At 61.4% G+C, this 16,287-nt stretch carries 19 protein-coding genes; 8 read left to right on the forward strand and 11 right to left on the reverse strand.

All coding sequences use genetic code 11. The features are described 5' to 3' along the window. Positions 1–78: 78 nt before the first annotated feature. Positions 79–720: a LysE family translocator gene (locus ACD590_RS21110; RefSeq protein ID WP_017995428.1), complete on the forward strand. Its 642-nt coding sequence runs from the start codon at positions 79–81 to the stop codon at positions 718–720. Positions 721–780: 60 nt separating this feature from the next. Here the strand turns inward: ACD590_RS21110 and ACD590_RS21115 are convergent, their stop codons facing one another. The 5 genes from ACD590_RS21115 to ACD590_RS21135 form a co-directional block, all read right to left on the reverse strand. Continuing rightward, positions 781–1,575, reverse strand: a complete 795-nt coding sequence (locus tag ACD590_RS21115; RefSeq protein ID WP_018448239.1) for an ABC transporter ATP-binding protein — start codon at positions 1,573–1,575, stop codon at positions 781–783. Then, positions 1,572–2,450, reverse strand: coding sequence for an ABC transporter permease (locus ACD590_RS21120; RefSeq protein WP_018243953.1), 879 nt, complete (start codon positions 2,448–2,450; stop codon positions 1,572–1,574). The genes ACD590_RS21115 and ACD590_RS21120 overlap by 4 nt, the downstream gene beginning before the upstream one ends. Before the next feature lie 131 nt (positions 2,451–2,581). Then, a complete protein-coding gene (locus ACD590_RS21125; RefSeq protein WP_130653238.1) occupies positions 2,582–3,535 on the reverse strand; it encodes an ABC transporter substrate-binding protein in 954 nt (317 codons plus the stop codon). A 93-nt stretch (positions 3,536–3,628) separates the two neighbouring features. Then, positions 3,629–4,855: a 23S rRNA (adenine(2503)-C(2))-methyltransferase RlmN gene (gene rlmN / locus ACD590_RS21130; RefSeq protein WP_018243955.1), complete on the reverse strand. Its 1,227-nt coding sequence runs from the start codon at positions 4,853–4,855 to the stop codon at positions 3,629–3,631. Between the two features lie 352 nt (positions 4,856–5,207). Next, on the reverse strand, positions 5,208–5,717 hold the full coding sequence (locus ACD590_RS21135) for an invasion associated locus B family protein (RefSeq protein ID WP_018243956.1): 510 nt from the start codon (positions 5,715–5,717) through the stop codon (positions 5,208–5,210). 336 nt (positions 5,718–6,053) lie between these two features. Here ACD590_RS21135 and ACD590_RS21140 point away from each other — a divergent pair, with 336 nt between their 5' ends. After that, entirely contained in the window at positions 6,054–6,614 is a 561-nt protein-coding gene (locus tag ACD590_RS21140) for a sigma-70 family RNA polymerase sigma factor (protein WP_113542440.1), read from the forward strand. A gap of 88 nt (positions 6,615–6,702) precedes the next feature. Here ACD590_RS21140 and ACD590_RS21145 read toward each other — a convergent pair whose 3' ends face one another. Continuing rightward, positions 6,703–7,095, reverse strand: coding sequence for a YkvA family protein (locus ACD590_RS21145; RefSeq protein ID WP_012759347.1), 393 nt, complete (start codon positions 7,093–7,095; stop codon positions 6,703–6,705). An 80-nt stretch (positions 7,096–7,175) separates the two neighbouring features. Beyond that, entirely contained in the window at positions 7,176–7,481 is a 306-nt protein-coding gene (locus ACD590_RS21150) for a 4a-hydroxytetrahydrobiopterin dehydratase (RefSeq protein ID WP_439003294.1), read from the reverse strand. Positions 7,482–7,515: 34 nt separating this feature from the next. On the opposite strand from ACD590_RS21150, the gene ACD590_RS21155 reads away from it, so the two are divergent. Further along, complete coding sequence (locus ACD590_RS21155) at positions 7,516–8,016, forward strand: low molecular weight protein-tyrosine-phosphatase (RefSeq protein ID WP_115157121.1); 501 nt, start codon at positions 7,516–7,518, stop codon at positions 8,014–8,016. On the opposite strand, the gene thpR is transcribed toward ACD590_RS21155, so the two are convergent. Continuing rightward, positions 7,923–8,516, reverse strand: coding sequence for an RNA 2',3'-cyclic phosphodiesterase (gene thpR, locus ACD590_RS21160; protein WP_018448244.1), 594 nt, complete (start codon positions 8,514–8,516; stop codon positions 7,923–7,925). The genes ACD590_RS21155 and thpR overlap by 94 nt on opposite strands. Before the next feature lie 68 nt (positions 8,517–8,584). Next, positions 8,585–9,229 carry an arylesterase gene (locus ACD590_RS21165; protein WP_018243961.1) on the reverse strand — a complete coding sequence of 215 codons (645 nt, stop codon included), beginning with the start codon at positions 9,227–9,229 and terminating at the stop codon, positions 8,585–8,587. 72 nt (positions 9,230–9,301) lie between these two features. On the opposite strand from ACD590_RS21165, the gene ACD590_RS21170 reads away from it, so the two are divergent. The 5 genes from ACD590_RS21170 to ACD590_RS21190 all read left to right on the forward strand — a co-directional run bounded on the left by ACD590_RS21170 (position 9,302) and on the right by ACD590_RS21190 (position 14,531). Next, on the forward strand, positions 9,302–10,009 hold the full coding sequence (locus ACD590_RS21170; protein ID WP_018448245.1) for an ABC transporter ATP-binding protein: 708 nt from the start codon (positions 9,302–9,304) through the stop codon (positions 10,007–10,009). Further along, positions 10,006–12,549 (forward strand): ABC transporter permease, encoded by a 2,544-nt coding sequence (locus ACD590_RS21175; RefSeq protein ID WP_439003295.1) that lies wholly within the window; start codon positions 10,006–10,008, stop codon positions 12,547–12,549. The genes ACD590_RS21170 and ACD590_RS21175 overlap by 4 nt, the downstream gene beginning before the upstream one ends. Positions 12,550–12,729: 180 nt before the next feature. Then, entirely contained in the window at positions 12,730–13,458 is a 729-nt protein-coding gene (locus ACD590_RS21180; protein WP_011653891.1) for a Bax inhibitor-1/YccA family protein, read from the forward strand. Positions 13,459–13,531: 73 nt separating this feature from the next. After that, entirely contained in the window at positions 13,532–13,852 is a 321-nt protein-coding gene (locus ACD590_RS21185; protein ID WP_439003296.1) for a hypothetical protein, read from the forward strand. A 121-nt stretch (positions 13,853–13,973) separates the two neighbouring features. After that, entirely contained in the window at positions 13,974–14,531 is a 558-nt protein-coding gene (locus ACD590_RS21190) for a GNAT family N-acetyltransferase (protein ID WP_439003297.1), read from the forward strand. A gap of 49 nt (positions 14,532–14,580) precedes the next feature. Here the strand turns inward: ACD590_RS21190 and ACD590_RS21195 are convergent, their stop codons facing one another. Next, positions 14,581–14,982, reverse strand: coding sequence for a DUF2794 domain-containing protein (locus ACD590_RS21195; protein ID WP_439003564.1), 402 nt, complete (start codon positions 14,980–14,982; stop codon positions 14,581–14,583). 384 nt (positions 14,983–15,366) lie between these two features. Further along, positions 15,367–16,107, reverse strand: a complete 741-nt coding sequence (locus tag ACD590_RS21200) for a DUF1223 domain-containing protein (protein WP_018243966.1) — start codon at positions 16,105–16,107, stop codon at positions 15,367–15,369. Positions 16,108–16,287: the final 180 nt, after the last annotated feature.

The raw sequence follows: 16,287 nt of genomic DNA on the forward strand, positions 1-16,287 counted from the left end.
CCATCAGAAGGTTTGATTGGTAATTTTCTGAAAGCCGGGTAAGAGATCCCAGATCCTTTCCGGCTTTCAGAGTGTGTCATGGATTTCCTGCCCAGCCTGCCGACCCTTCTCGCCTTTGCCGCCGCGACGCTGCTGCTTGCGGCGACCCCGGGCCCCGACATGACGCTGTCGATCAGCCGCGCGCTGGCCCAGGGCAAGAAGGCGGCCCTCTTCGTTGTCGTCGGCACCAGCCTCGGCATCGTCGTCCACACCATGCTGGTCGCTTTCGGCATTTCGGCGCTGATCACCGCCTCGCCGACCGCCTTCCTGATCCTGAAGACCGGCGGTGCTGCCTACCTGCTCTGGCTGGCGGTGCAGGCGATCCGCTTCGGTTCGAAGCTCACCGTCGCCAAGGTCGAGGAGCAGAAGGGCACGCCACTTTCGAACATTTCGTCGGGCTTCTGGGTCAATCTTCTGAACCCCAAGGTCATCATCTTCTTCATGACCTTCCTGCCGCAGTTCGTCAGCGCCGGCGATCCAGCCGTCACCCAAAAGCTGCTCTTTCTCGGCTTCTGCTTCATCCTGATCGGCATGCCGGTCAACGCCAGCGTCGTCTTTGCCGCCGACTGGCTGGCCTCCTGGCTGCAGAACAACAAGAAAGTGCTGCGCGGCATGGACTATACCTTCGCCGGCGTCTTCTCGGTCTTCGCCGCGAAGATCCTGCTCACCCAGGCGAAATAGCCCGCAGCCGTTTAATCGGTCCGCCCGCTGTCGGCGTTAGCCGATCAGCACGCTGTCGGCCTAGCCGATCAGCAGGGCGTCGTCATCCAGCGTCTGGCCGCGCATCTTGCGGAACATCGCGATCAGATCCTCGACCTGCAATGTCTTGCGGCTGTCGCCGGCGACATCGAGCACGATCTCGCCGCCATGCAGCATCACCGTCCGGTGGCCATAATCGAGCGCCTGGCGCATCGAATGCGTCACCATCAGCGTCGTCAGCTTGCGCTCGGAAACGATTTTCTGGGTCAGGCCCATGATGAATTCTGCCATGCCGGGGTCGAGGGCCGCCGTATGTTCGTCGAGCAGCAGCACTTCCGAGCCCGCCAGCGTCGCCATGACAAGCGAGACCGCCTGCCGCTGGCCGCCGGAAAGAAGGTCCATGCGGTCCTTCATGCGGTTCTCCAGCCCGAGATTGAGCTCGGCGATCCTCTCGCGAAAATGCTCGCGCCGTTTTGCGCCAAGCGCCGAAACAAGCCCGCGCCGCTCGCCGCGCCGCGCCGCAAGCGCCAGGTTCTCCTCGATCGACAAGGCACCGCAGCTTCCGGTCAGCGGGTCCTGAAAGACACGGGCGACAAGTCCGGCGCGGGCCGCCGTCGTCTTGCGGGTCACGTCGGCATTGCCGATCAGCACCTGTCCCTCGCTTGCCAGCACATCGCCGGCGAGCACGCCGAGCAGCGTCGATTTGCCGGCGCCGTTCGAGCCGATGACGGTGACGAAGGAGCCTTCCTCGATCGTCAGGCTGACACCCGAGAGCGCCTGCTTCTGCAGCGGCGTGCCGCGCCCGAAGACGACCTTGATGTTCTTGAGGTTGATCACGACGCGGCACCTCCACGCAAACGGGGAAGGATGAGCGCCACGGTCACCAGCACGGCGGTGACGAAATTGAGATCGGACGCCTGCAGACCGATGACGTCGCTCGAAAGCGCCAGCTGGATCGCGATGCGATAGAGGATCGAGCCGAGCACACAGCCGATCAACGCGATCAGCAGACCGCGCCGCCCGAGCAGCGTCTCGCCGATGATGACGGCAGCGAGGCCGACGACGATCGTCCCGACGCCGGAGGTGACGTCGGCAAAGCCGTTCGTCTGGGCAAACAGGGCGCCGCCGAGCGCCACCAGCGCATTCGAGATCGCCATGCCGAGATAGATCTGCCGACTGGTATCGACGCCCTGGGCCCGCGCCATCCTTGCATTGGCGCCGGTCGCCCGCATTGCCAGCCCCGCATCGCTTTCCAGGAAACGCCAGACCAGAATGAGGGCGATGACGACCAGAATACCGACGAAGAGCGGCCGCACGTAGAAATCGCGAAGGCCATGGCCGAAGAACGGGCTGATCATCGTGTCGGCATTGATGAGCGCGACATTGGGTTTGCCCATCACGCGCAGATTGACGGAAAACAGCGCGATCATCGTCAGGATCGAGGCGAGCAAATTGAGGATCTTGAAGCGCACGTTGAGCAGCGCCGTCACCATGCCCGCAGCGGCACCGGCCGCCATGGCGATCAGAGCCGCGAGCCAGGCGTTGACGCCGGCAATGATCAGCACGGCCGTCACCGCCGCACCGAGCGGAAAGGAGCCATCGACCGTCAGGTCGGGGAAATCCAGAACACGGAAGGCGAGATAGACCCCAAGGGCGACGAAGGAATAGACCAGTCCGAGTTCGACGGCCCCCCAGAATGCGATTTGGCTCAAGGCTTCCGCCCCTCTTCTGTCCGTTTCCGCTCCGCGCCTTGCGCGAAACATCAGGCTTTTAATACCATCAGCCGCCCCCCGTGTGGAACGGGAGCGGCTGCAAACTCGATCAGCGACGGCAGTCGCCTAGTTTATTCGATGACTTTGGTAGCGCGGGAAAGCACGCTCTGCGGCAGGGTGACGCCCATCTTCTCGGCCGCAGCCTTGTTGACGACGAGGTCGCTGCCGGCGGCGGTCTTGACCGCGATATCGCCCGGGTTCTCACCCTTCAGCACGCGCACGACGATGTCGCCGGTCTGCTTGCCGACATCATAATAGTTGAAGCCGAGGGCGGCGATCGAACCGCGCGAAACCGAATCCGTGTCAGCGGTAAAGAGTGGCAGCTTGCTCTCCTCGGCAACCGCGACGGCGCCTTCGAGCGCGGAGATGATCGTGTTGTCGGTTGGAATGTAGATCGCATCGGCGCGGCCGACGAGCGCGCGTGCCGCACCCTGGACCTCGGCCGACTTGGTGGCAGCTGATTCGACCACCTTCAGGCCAGCCTTTTCGGCTTCAGCCTTCAGCACGGCGAGCAGCGAAACGGAATTCGCCTCGCCGGAATTGTAGAGATAGCCGATGGTTTTCACATCAGGCAGGATTTCCTTGATCAGCGCTATGTGCTCGGCCACGGGCGACATATCGGAAAGGCCGGTGACATTGCCGCCGGGCTTGTCCATGTTCTTGACGAGTTGGGCGCCAAGCGGATCGGAGACGGCCGTGAAGACGACGGGAATGTCACGCGTCGAGGAGACGACGGCCTGGGCCGAGGGCGTCGAGATCGGCACGATGACATTGGGCTCGTCGCCGGCGAACTGGCGGGCGATCTGGGCTGCCGTCGCCGGATTGCCCTGCGCCGACTCGAAGACGAATTTCAGGTTCTCGCCCTCTTTGTAGCCGGCGGCCGTCAGCGCATCGAGAACACCCTTGCGCGCCGCATCGAGCGCCGGATGTTCGACGATCGCCGTCACGGCAACGGTGACGTCATCGGCCTTTGCGGGCAGGGAAAGGGCCAAACTGGCGGCAAGAGCGAGCAAAATCGGGCGCATGGGGATCCTCCTGAATGATTTTGGCGCCACTTTTAGGAAAAGCACCCCCTGAAATCAATCGCGGAGAATTGTAGCGAGGATCAAACTTGCTGATCAGTCGTCGGCGCCGTGATTGGCGATCATCATCGCCTCGAAGGCCAGACGTTCGGTCTTGCGCATGCGTTCGGATTCCGATTTCAGCTGGCCGCAGGCGGCAAGAATGTCGCGGCCGCGCGGCGTGCGGATCGGCGAAGCATAACCCGCCGAATTGATGAAATCGGCGAACTTCTCGATCTGCTCCCAGTCGGAACACTGGTAATTGGTGCCCGGCCAGGGATTGAACGGAATGAGGTTGATCTTCGCCGGCACGCCCTTCAGGAGCTTGATCAGCCCCTTGGCGTCTTCCAGGCTGTCATTGACATCCTTCAGCATCACATATTCGAAGGTGATGCGCCGTGCGTTCGAAAGGCCCGGATAGGTCCGGCAGGCCTCGATCAGCTCCTTCAGCGGGTACTTCTTGTTGATCGGCACGAGAATGTCGCGCAGATCGTCGCGCACCGCATGCAGCGAAATCGCCAGCATGACGCCGATTTCCTCGCCGGTGCGGAAGATCTCCGGCACGACGCCGGAGGTGGAAAGCGTCACGCGGCGCCGGGACAGCGACAGGCCGTCACCATCCGTGGCGATCAGCAATGCCTGCTTGACGGCATCGAAGTTATAAAGCGGCTCACCCATGCCCATCATGACGATGTTGCTGACCTTGCGGCCCTCGGCAGGCATGATCGTACCCTGCGGCGCTTCGCGGTCCGGGAAATCCCCAAGTCGGTCGCGGGCAAGCAGCAGCTGCGAAAGAATTTCCTCCGCCGTCAGGTTGCGCACCAGACGCTGCGTCCCGGTATGACAGAAGGAACAGGTGAGCGTGCAGCCGACCTGGCTTGAGATACAGAGCGTGCCGCGGCCCTCTTCCGGAATGTAGACGGCCTCGATCTCGACGGGACGCCCGGCGCCCCGCGGCGGAAAGCGCAGCAGCCATTTGCGCGTGCCGTCGTTGGAGACCTGCTCCTCGACGATCTCGGGACGTGCGATGGTGAAATGCTGCTTCAGCATCTCCCGCATGTCCTTGGCGACATTCGTCATATGGTCGAAGTCGGAGACGCCGCGAACATAGATCCAGTTCCAGAGCTGCGAGACGCGCATCTTGATCTGCTTCTCGGCCACACCCTTTTCCCGGAGTGCCGCCCCCATCTCCTCACGCGACAGGCCGATCAACGAGGGTTTCTCGATGTTGGCGGACGTGCGCGCCTGCGGCTTGGTGACAACGATCGCATCCATGACGGACATAGTCTTTCATCCCGAATTCGAACACGTAACCGCCCCGCTAGCCCTGCGAACTTCAGGGCTAAGCCGGAAGACTGGCGGGTGCGTGACGGCACATTAGCAGAAATTGAATGGCGGAACGGCGACTGAAATCGCGATCTGTCCGCTGTTGGCGCCGGCTTTAGCATCATTTTGCCCGCGCGTCACTATCAAGCATGTCGCGCAAAAACACGCGGCGGTTTTGCGATTAGGGCACGCTCAAACCAAACTCCTAAAGCGCGGCAGGCGGATCTGAAAGACCGCGTCGCGCTTTAGATGGAAACGAGAAGAGCCGGCGCAAGGCCGGCCCTTGAAATTCTGCGGCCGGAAGGACCGCCTACTTGCAGGTTTCGATCTGCTTCAGGGCAGCCGAGATGCCCGAGAGCGAATAGCTGTAGGAGGTGCCGGTGCCCTTGCGCGAAACGGCATTGACCGTCATCGAATGACCGGTCTTCATCGCCGCGACGAGGGCCGGCTCCTGCGCCGCATTCTCGACCCAGCCAGCCTTGTCCTTGGTGAACATCACGAAGGTCTTGTTGTCGATGACGACGTTGATCTTCGAATTTTCCTTGACCGTGTAGCCCATCATCGCCTGCGGCTCGTAGGAAATGTTCTGGCCCGGACGCTGCGAGACGATGAAGAAATTGTCGCCGTGGTCGACGCTTGCCGGCTGCTTTGCCGTCGGAACGGAAAGCACGTAGCAGACGGTGCTGCTGCCCGACTTGTAGGAGTAGGCGCCCCATGCCTGGAACTGCTGGATGCGGTTCGGCGCGGCCTGCTGCGCTTCCGCAACTCCGGCCATAACAAGGGTGAGTGCGAGAGCGGATACGATACTTTTTACAAACATGGATTCCTGCCGGTTCTTGCGATTCAAGGCCCGAAGCGATCATAGCGGGCGCCGCATAATCACGATCTGCTTTATTTTGACTTAATTCAGGTTACCAAATGGTCAACAATAGCTGCGATTTGTATCTGCCTGTGTCATTTCAGCTCGAGTGTCAATTTTCGCCCCTTTGACGGTATCGACCGCGACACCGTGCCCCAATGGCACTGATCGTCCGTTCGGCTGAATTTAAGACACAAAGATTCAGGCAAGAGTTTGACCTTTCCCAAATCCGTTGTACCTCATTAAGACTTGGAAATCCGGGACGAAATTGTTGCCGCAGGGGGCTGGTGAGGGGATATGGATGCCGAGGAAAGACAGCGTTTCGCTGCCCTCGCGAAGGCCGTCGCGAACGATCGCGACCAGCAGGCCTTTTCCATCCTGTTCGACTATTTCGCGCCCCGCCTGAAGGCCTGGCTGATGCGCCAGAGGATGACATCAGGCGAGGCCGAGGAACTGGTCCAGGAGATCATGATCGTGCTCTGGCACAAGGCAGACCTCTATGATGCCACGCGATCTTCACTTTCGACCTGGCTTTTCCGCATTGCCCGCAATCGCCGCATCGACATGCAACGCCGCGCCAATACCCGCATCTTCGATGAGACTGATCCGGCCCTGCAGCCGCCGGCCGATATCGGCGCGGAAGAACTCATCGCCAATGACGATCGCGACGCCAAGATACGCGCCGCCGTCGGTCAACTGCCGGAGGAACAGCGCGACATGCTGCGCGCCGCCTTCTTCCTCGGTCAATCGCATTCGGAGATCGCCGAAGCGACCGGTCTGCCGCTCGGCACGGTGAAGTCGCGTATCCGGCTTGCCTTCGGCAAGCTCCGCAAGGTGCTGGAACGCGAAATCGCCTGATGCAATGTCGCCCAGAAGGGCGCACCGGTTTTGAGATGACGACACGCATGAAACAAGCGTGTCACATCCCAGCTCGATTCGACGCGCTTTAAATCGTCTTCATCGCTTCTTCCGGCCGGTCGGCGAGAACGCGGTCGGCCGCTTCGTAATGACCCGGCCGGATATGGCCGCGCACCATGGCGAAGGCGGCCGAAAGCACGGCGATGTCGTCGGAAAAGCCGATGACGGCGAAAATATCCGGGATCATGTCGATCGGCATGACAAAATAGGCGAGTGCCGCGAGCAGCACGCCGCGCACCTTTGTCGGCGTCTGCGGATCGAGCGCGCAATAGAAACCGGCGACCACATCGCGCGAGAAGGGGATCTGTCGCACCGCCCGCCGGAACGTCGGCCAGAATTTCTGCCTGACGGTCTTCTCGCGCCGGCTTTGGGTGTCCTCGTCGCCCGGCAAGAGGATTTCGCCGAATTTGACCTCGTCCATCCCTGCATCCCTTTTGTCCATGCGAACATATGGTGACGGCGCCCAGTCTTTCAATCGGCCCCTTTCAATCGGCCCCATTTTCAAACGACACGTCGCGCCGCAGCCTTCTCCATTGCTTTGGCGAGCTTGAAATCCAGTTCCGTCAGCCCGCCGGCATCATGCGTGTTCAGCGTCACATCCACCCTGGAATAGACGTTGAACCATTCGGGATGGTGGTTGAGCTTCTCGGCCGCAAGTGCTGCCTGCGTCATGAAGCCGAAAGCCTCGACGAAATTTGCGAACTTGAACGTCTTCGATATCGAAGAACCCGCATCATTGAGCACCCAGCCCGAAAGCTCGGTCAGTTGCGCCTCGGCCGCCGTCCGTTCCAGTCTTTCCATTTTCATGCCATGGTCCTCATCTCTGTTCGACAGGTTACCGATGAAACGCATCAGCATCCTCTTCGTTTGCATGGGCAATATATGCCGTTCTCCGCTCGCCGAGGGAATTTTTGGCCATCTCGTCGCCGAGGCGGGGTTGACCGGCGATTTTACCATCGATTCCGCCGGCACCGGCGGCTGGCATGAAGGCGAGCCGCCCGACCAGCGTTCGATCGCCACCGCGAAAAGCCACGGCATAGACATATCGGGGCAGAGCGCCCGCCGCGTCCGGCCGAAGGACTTTACGGATTTCGATCTGATCCTCGCCATGGACCGCGACAACCTGGCGGCGCTCGAAAAGAGCGCGCCGCATGGGGCGAATATCCACCTTTTCGGTGACACGGCGCTGGGAACGGGAGAGGATATTCCCGATCCCTATTATGGCGGCCCGGGCGGTTTCGAACTGGTCTACACCAGGCTCTTGACCGGCTGCTGCAGCCTGCTCGAAACGCTGGGCGTCGAGCGCGCCTCGTGCAGCGGGAACACTTCCTCGGTCAGGTAAGGCCCGCCACCAACCGATTCGCGCGACGAAAGCAGCACGAAGCGCGGTGCGGTGAAGGTTGTGGTGTGGAAGTTGCCGCGCCCCGCCAGATATTGCACGACATCGTCGAGCCGCGAGGATTTGAGCCGCGCCAGCGTCACATGCGGCATGAATTTTCGGGGATCCGGCGGCAGGCCGATACGCTGGCAGATGCGCTCGATCTCGCCTTGCAGGGCATACATTTCTGGCGATTGCGAGACGCCGGCCCAGACCGAATGCGGTTTCTTCGATCCGAAGGAACCGATGCCTTCGAGCCGGAACTGGAATTCCGGCCGGTCGATCCGGTCGAGGCGTTCAACGATTTCATCGGCCGTGCGGCCGTCGACATCACCGATGAAGCGCAGGGTGATGTGGTAATTCTCCACATCGATCCATCGTGCTCCGGGGAGGCCACCGCGCAGCAATGAAAGACTCATCGCCGCATTGCGCGGAATTTCGAGGGCGGTAAACAGTCTCGGCATCACGAGCACTCCCCGAATCTTTTGCAGGTGCTCACACGGAATCACGCAATCAACAACCGCGCAAGCCCCTATTTCTTCACAGAAGAAATCGTTTCGACGAAATTTGTGACAGCAGGCTCCATCTTTTCGACCATGACGTCGACTCCTCTTGCATTTGGATGCATGCCGTCTTCGAGCTTCAAGTCGGCCTCCAGCGCGACGCCGTCGAGGAAGAAGGCATAGAGTGGAAGCTTATGTTTTTCCGAGAGTTTCTGATAGATCGGGTTGAATCGTGCGGCATAATCCGCCCCCATGTTCGGCGGCGCTATGATACCGGCGAGCAGCACGCCAATCCCACGCTCCTTTAGCCGGGTAATCATTTGATCGAGATTCTTCTCGCTCTCCTCCGGCGGGATGCCGCGCAACGCATCATTGGCGCCAAGCTCGAGAATGACGCCATCGGTGCCGTCGGGCACCGACCAGTCGATGCGCGCAAGGCCTGCTGTCGTCGTGTCGCCGGAGACCCCGGCATTGGCAATGGTGACGTCGAGCCCCTTCGCCTTCAGGGCCGCCTGCAGCTTTTCCGGAAAGCCATCGCCGGGCGGCAACTGATAGCCCGCCATCAAACTGTCCCCGAAACCGACGAGATTGATCGTCCGGGCATCGGCTGCAGTGGCAAAGATCAGCGAGACGGCAATGACGGTGAATTGAAGGGCGGCAACTTTAAATCTCATGCTTGCTTCCCTAGATTGGCGAGGTGCCGTTATGCGGCCATTCGATTACGGACTTATATAGGGCGATTTCTGTTGGCAAAAACCATTATCGAGTTGAAGGGCGCCGATCTGACCCTTGGCAGCGCAGCCGCCTCCGTCCATGTGCTGAAGGGCATCGATCTCGATATCGCTGCCGGTGAATCCGTTGGCATCGTCGGCCCTTCCGGTTCCGGCAAATCCACCCTGCTGATGGTGCTTGCCGGGCTGGAGAAACTCGACAGCGGTGAGATCAACATCAATGACACGCCGCTCCATAGCCTCAGTGAGGACCAGGTCGCCGATTTCCGCGGCCGCAACATCGGCATCGTCTTCCAGTCCTTCCACCTGATCGCCAACATGACGGCGCTGGAAAACGTCGCCGTGCCGCTCGAGCTCGCCAATGTCAGCAACGCCTTCGAGATCGCTCATCGCGAGCTGAAATCGGTCGGCCTCGGCGAACGGCTGAGCCACTATCCCGGTCAGCTTTCCGGCGGTGAACAGCAGCGCGTGGCCATCGCCAGAGCGCTCGCCCCTTCGCCGGCCCTGCTGATCGCCGATGAGCCGACCGGCAATCTCGATACCGAGACCGGCCGCCAGATCGCCGACCTTCTGTTCTCCAAGCAGGCCGAACGCGGCATGACCCTGCTTCTCGTCACCCACGACGTCTCGCTTGCAAACCGATGCTCGCGCCAGATTCGCGTCCGCTCCGGCAGGATCGAGGGCGACAGCGCCGCCCGCCGCAGCGAAGCGGCGATCGCATGAGGATCGTCACGCCACGCGTCTCGCTCGCTTTTCGCCTGGCACTGCGCGAGCTGCGCGGTGGCATCCGCGGCTTCTACATCTTCCTTGCCTGCATCGCGCTCGGCACGGGCGCCATCGCCGCCGTCAATTCCGTTTCGCAGTCGATCACCGACACGATCGCCTCGCAGGGGCAGGAGCTGCTGGCCGGCGACGTCCGTTTCGAACTCAACAACCGCGAAGCCACACCTCAGGAAATAGCTTTCCTCGAAGGCCTCGGCACCGTTTCGGTGTCAACAGGCCTGCGCTCGATGGCCCGCAAGCCCGACGGTTCCGATCAGGCGCTGGTCGAGGTCAAGGCAGTCGATGACGCCTACCCGCTCTACGGCAAGTTCGTGGCCGAACCGGACTATCCGCTTGCAGCACTGCTTTCGGGCCAAGGCGGCACCTATGGCGCAGTCGCAGCGCCCCTCCTTCTCGATCGGCTCGGGCTTGCGGTCGGCGACGAATTGCTGCTCGGCAACGTCAAGCTCAGCATCACCGGCACGGTGAAAACCGAACCGGATGCGCTGTCGGAAGGTTTTGGCTTTGCGCCGCGTCTGCTCGTCAGCCGCCAGGCGCTTCAAGCCTCCGGGCTGATCCAGACGGGAAGCCTGGTCGAACACGCCTACAAGATCCGGCTGGAAGACAAGGCCGCGATGTCGGGCATCCAGGCGCGCGCCTCCAAGGAATTCCCCTCCGCCGGCTGGGCGATCCGCACCAGCGACCGTGCCGCGCCCTCGCTCACCGAAAACATCACCCGCTTCTCGCAGTTCCTGACGCTGGTCGGCCTCACCGCGCTGATCGTCGGCGGCGTCGGTGTCGCCAATGCCGTGCGCGCCTTCCTCGATTCCAAACGCACCACCATCGCCACTTTCAAATGTCTCGGTGCACCGGCGCAGGTCGTCGTTCTGATCTATCTCTTCCAGATTGCCATCATCGCTCTCGGCGGCATCCTGATCGGCCTCGTCATCGGCGCCCTGTCGCCGATGTTTGCCGCGCAATTCCTGGCGCAATTCCTGCCGGTCTCCACGACGCCGACCCTCTATCCCGGCGCCCTGCTGCTCGCCACGCTCTTCGGCATCCTGACGACGCTCGCCTTCGCCATCCTGCCGCTCGGCCACGCCCGCGAAGTGCCGGCGACGGCCCTTTTTCGCGAACAGGGCTTCGAGGCCCGCCACCTGCCCTCCTGGCCCTACATCCTGCTTGCCGCCCTGTTCATGGCCGCCCTTGCCGGGCTTGCCATCCTCACCGCCTATGACCGCTTCATCGCCGTCGTCTTCGTCGGCGCGATCGTTTTTGCCTTCGTCGTCCTGCGCCTGGTCGCCGCCCTGATTGCCTGGCTCGCGCGCCGCAGCCCGCGCGTCAATTCGCCGGCACTGCGGCTTGCGATCGGCAACATCCACCGCCCCGGCGCACTGACCCCCTCGGTCGTGCTCTCGCTCGGCCTTGGCCTGGCATTGCTGGTGACGCTCACCCTGATCGACGGGAACCTGCGCCAGCAGCTGACCGGCCGTATGAACGAGGGTGCGCCGAACTTCTTCTTCGTCGATATCCAGAGCGCCGAGGTCGATGCATTCCGCGATCTCGTCCAGGGCCAAGCGCCGCGGGGCAAGCTTGTCGAAGTGCCGATGCTGCGCGGCCGGATCATCGCCTTCAACGGCGAGGATGTCACCAAGATGAACGTGCCGGCGGCCGGCCGCTGGGTGCTGAACGGCGATCGCGGCATCACCTATGCCGAAACCCTGCCGGAGAACGCCGCCCTCACCGAAGGCAAATGGTGGGACAAGGATTACAGCGGCGAGCCACTCGTCTCCTTCTCCTCGGAAGAGGCCCATGAGCTCGGCCTCAAGATCGGCGATAAGGTCACCGTCAACGTGCTCGGCCGCAACATTACGGCGAAGATAGCCAATCTGCGCCGCGTCGAGTGGGAATCGCTGTCGATCAATTTCGTCATGGTCTTCTCGCCGAATACCTTCCGCGGCGCCCCGCATGCGTGGCTCGCGACGCTGACCGATCCCTCTTCGACACCGGCCGAAGATGCGGCGATCCTGAAATCCGTCACCAACACCTATCCGACGATCACCAGTGTGCGCGTCAAGGACGCGATCGATATCGTCAACCAGCTGGTCGCACAGCTTGCGACCGCGATCCGCGCCGCAGCCTCCGTCGCCCTCATCGCCTCGATCCTCGTCCTTGCCGGCGCGCTTGCCGCCGGAAACCGGGCGCGCACCCACGACGCGGTGGTGCTGAAGACGCTCGGAGCCACGCGCGCCATGCTGATCCGCGCCTTCAGCTACGAATATCTGATCCTCGGGCTTGCGACCGCAATCTTCGCGCTGATCGCCGGCGGCGTTGCCGCCTGGTTCATCGTCGCCCGCATCATGCGTCTGCCCTCGACATTTCTGCCCGACGTGGCGGGACTGACGCTTGTGACCGCGCTCGTCCTCACCGTCGGCATCGGCCTTATCGGCACCTGGCGCATCCTTGGGCAGAAGGCGGCCCCCGTTTTGCGCGAGCTCTGACCGGGCAGCGGCACTCAAACCCTTCACCTTACGGCGATTTAACCGGCCGAGGCTTTGCAAGCCTCTTGTTTGCAATGGGCGAAAGCCTCATATTGTTCGCAGGCATGCTGGAGCTCCGCAGCGGCGCCCGGGTCGAAAACCCCGACACCGTATATCCATCGGAGCTTGTAAGAGGAAACTATGGCTGATCTTCGTAACTATCAAAGCCGCGCTCAGACCGGCGAGATGATTGATCAAGGCCTGCGCGCTTATATGCTCAAGGTCTACAACCTGATGGCGCTGGGTCTGGCGATCACCGGTGTGGCCGCATATCTGTCGTTCCAATTCGCCTTCGCCAATGGCGAACTGACCGCTTTCGGTCAGGCGATCTATGTAAGCCCGCTGAAGTGGGTGGTCATTCTGGCGCCGCTCGCTCTGGTGTTCTTCCTGAGCTTCCGGATCAATACCATGACGGTGGCCGCCGCCCAGACGACCTTTGCGGTCTACGCTGCGCTCGTCGGTCTGTCGCTCTCGTCGATCTTCCTGATCTACACGGGCCAGAGCGTCGTTCAGACCTTCTTCGTCACCGCCGCCTCCTTTGGCGCGCTGTCGCTTTACGGCTACACGACGAAGCGTAACCTGTCGGCGATGGGCTCGTTCCTGATGATGGGTCTCTTCGGCCTGATCATCGCTTCGCTGGTCAACATCTTCCTGGCGTCGTCCGCCGTCCAGTTCGCGATCTCGGTGCTCGGCGTCCTGATCTTCGCAGGCCTCACCGCCTACGATACGCAGCGGATCAAGGAATTGTACCTGGAAGCCGATGACGTCGCCGTCGCCGGTCGCAAGGCGATCATGGGTGCGCTGACGCTCTATCTCGACTTCATCAACCTCTTCATGTTCCTGCTGCAGTTCATGGGCAACCGTAAATAAGCAGGGCAGACTGAGATCGAAAAGGCGGCTTCGGCCGCCTTTATTGTGGGTGAATGCCGGAGGGGGTAGGGGCATGCTACTGCAAGGATTTGTTTTCATCCCGTGCATTGTCGTTGCAGTACTATTGGCGAAGCGACTGCCCGATAGCCTGCTCTATTCGGTCGTTGCTTGGCTCAGCGCCGCCATTGCCGCCTTGGCCGGCGCAATTTCAGGGGTTCTGGCTATCGACTACTGGCACCTGATACCTATCGACCCGAATAGAGGAAGTGACCTGGTGCTCTCTGCTGTGGTTCACGTCGCCATGGCTTTCGTCTTCTCGCCATTGCTGGTCCTGTATGTGAGGCGCCAGGCGCGCAAGCAAGCCGAAAGGTTGAGGATCCAAATTCTAGAGTAGCTGCGGCAGGGCATGTCGTTGATGATCATCTGCAAACGGGCTTGCATCGGCTTTTTTTGTTGCACTGGCTTTGCAGGAATGGTTTTAGAGGAGCCCTGCCCTCCCGCTGGACCAGCCGCCAATGTCCTTCCTCCTGCGCAAAGCCTCGCAAGCCGATATTCCCGCCATCGCCGATATCTACCGCGAATCCGTCCTGAACGGCGTTGCGAGCTATGAGATCGTGCCGCCGACCGAGGCCGAGCTGGCGCAACGTTTTGCGGCGATCGTCAGCCAGCAATATCCCTATATTGCCGCAACCGATGCGGATGGAAGCCTGCTCGGCTACGCCTATGCCTCGGCGTTTCGCACGCGTCCCGCCTATCGCTGGCTGGTCGAGGATTCGATCTATCTCGCGCCTGAGGCCCGCGGCCGGGGCATCGGCAAGGCGCTGCTCGCCGAACTGATCGACCGCTGCACCGGACTCGGTTTCCGTCAGATGGCAGCCGTCATTGGCGGCGCCAGCCCCGCCTCGATCGCGCTTCATCGCGCAGCCGGCTTCGAGGAGGTCGGTCTGATGAAGGGCACTGGCTACAAGCACGGCCGCTGGCTGGATACGATGTTTATGCAGCGCGTCCTCGGCGAGGGCATGGGCACTGATCCGAACCCCTCAGCCTATCCCGCCACGCTGTTTTCCGGCTAGCGCATCGTGCTTCGCGCGTTTGGAAAGAGGCGCAGCGCTGTAGTGCGGCTTACTTTTCGACGAGCTTCAGGGCCCTGTCGAACACCTTCAGCACCTGGTTCAGCTCGTGACCGCGCTTCAGGATCGTACCGTTGGTGTTGATGACGGAATAGGCGCCCTGCTTGGCGGCGAGCTTCGGGTTTTTCTCGATGCGGAAGAGCGGCATTTCGCCGGAACGCTTGAAGACGGAAAAGACTGCCCTGTCCTTCAGGTGATCGATGGCGTAGTCGCGCCATTCACCGTCACCGACCATACGGCCGTAGATCCAGAGGATGGCGTCCAGTTCGCGCCGGTGAAAGGTCACCGGAAGCGGGTCCTTGCTTTGCTTGTATTCCCTGAGATCGACGACGACTGAGGAACTGTGGTCGACGGAACGGCTTTCGCCGTGTCGCAAATCCGGCTGATCTGTCATCAGTCTCACAAGGCCTCCACATATGACAGGAGAGTGACAGTTTGCCCGAGCCGCCGCAAATTGCAAGAGTGCCAGCCGCCACATTCGGCCGCACCACAGCGCCGCGCGTCTCTCGCGCAAGGGCGCTGTAGCACTTCGAGTCTGCGCATCATGCCTTCCGAAAGTTGGGTCCGATTTTCGGAAGGCATGATGCGCTGGGCAGGCCAACGCTTTCTCGACAGCGCCGCATTTCAGTCAAAACAGCGCCTCATTTGCAGGAGATTTATGAATTCCAGTTTGGCGCCAGCGCGCCAAAGGGCCCGGCGGAGCGTATCGACCTTAACCCCAGCCCCGAATACGCTCGGCCGGGCCGCCCCAGTATTTCATCCGTAACCGGATGAAATTTCAGATATTTTTTCCAGCCATCACCACGGTTGCGCCAAGGATCGCTGCCGGATCGCCGTCTGCGGTCGCCGATTGCAGCAGAATCGCGCAGCCTTCGAGCTGCGGCCGCTGCAGGACGCTGGCCGGCAGCGTCAGACTGGTCGCCTTGCCGTCCCACATGCCGACGGTTTCGACATTGGTGACGCTGTGCAGATAGGAGATCTTCTGGCCGCTGTTCTCGCCCTTTTCGACGTCGATTGTCTTTTCCTTGTCGAAATAGACCATCACGACATTGGCTTTGCCCTGTCCGGCGCCGATCTTGATTTCCAGTTCGTCGCCGCGCATCGCGGCGTTGATGGGAACGGTCAGCCCGTTGCCTTCGCTGCTAAAGGTGTCGATCTTGCTGTTGATGCCGTTGAGATCGGCCCCGGCCAGATGGCCGCGTCCGTTGACGATGGCCTGCGGCGTGTAGACGTTGCTTCGGCCCATCGTCCTGGCATAGCCGTATTGCCGCTCGGTGTTTTCCTTGGAGCTCAGCGTATCGGCCCAGCCGAGATAGTTCCAGTAATCGACATGATAGGCGAGCGCGATGACATCACCCTGGTTCACCAGCTTGCGGAAAGCGGCGTCAGCGGGAGGACAGGAGGAGCAGCCCTGCGCCGTGAAGAGTTCGACGACACCTTTCGGCGTGCCGTCCTCGGCCTGCAACGGGCCTGAGAAAACAACGCTAGCGATCAGCGGAATCAAAAAACGGGGGGACATTCACCTGCACCTCTTTTTCAGCGCCGACGGCGTGTTCGAACCGGAGGCCCTGACATATGAACGTACGAATAATCCTTCCGGGTCCAAACGAAAAGTCACGAACGGGTGAGACGTAGGTCGACGGGAACTTGCGCAAAACAAATCATCGTGAGCCCCGCTTAAATGGCGTCGCCGCAAAGA

Origin of the sequence: Rhizobium sp. 862_C5_N1_2 (assembly GCF_051811205.1) — a bacterium.
Classification (GTDB): Bacteria; Pseudomonadota; Alphaproteobacteria; order Rhizobiales; family Rhizobiaceae; genus Rhizobium; species Rhizobium leguminosarum.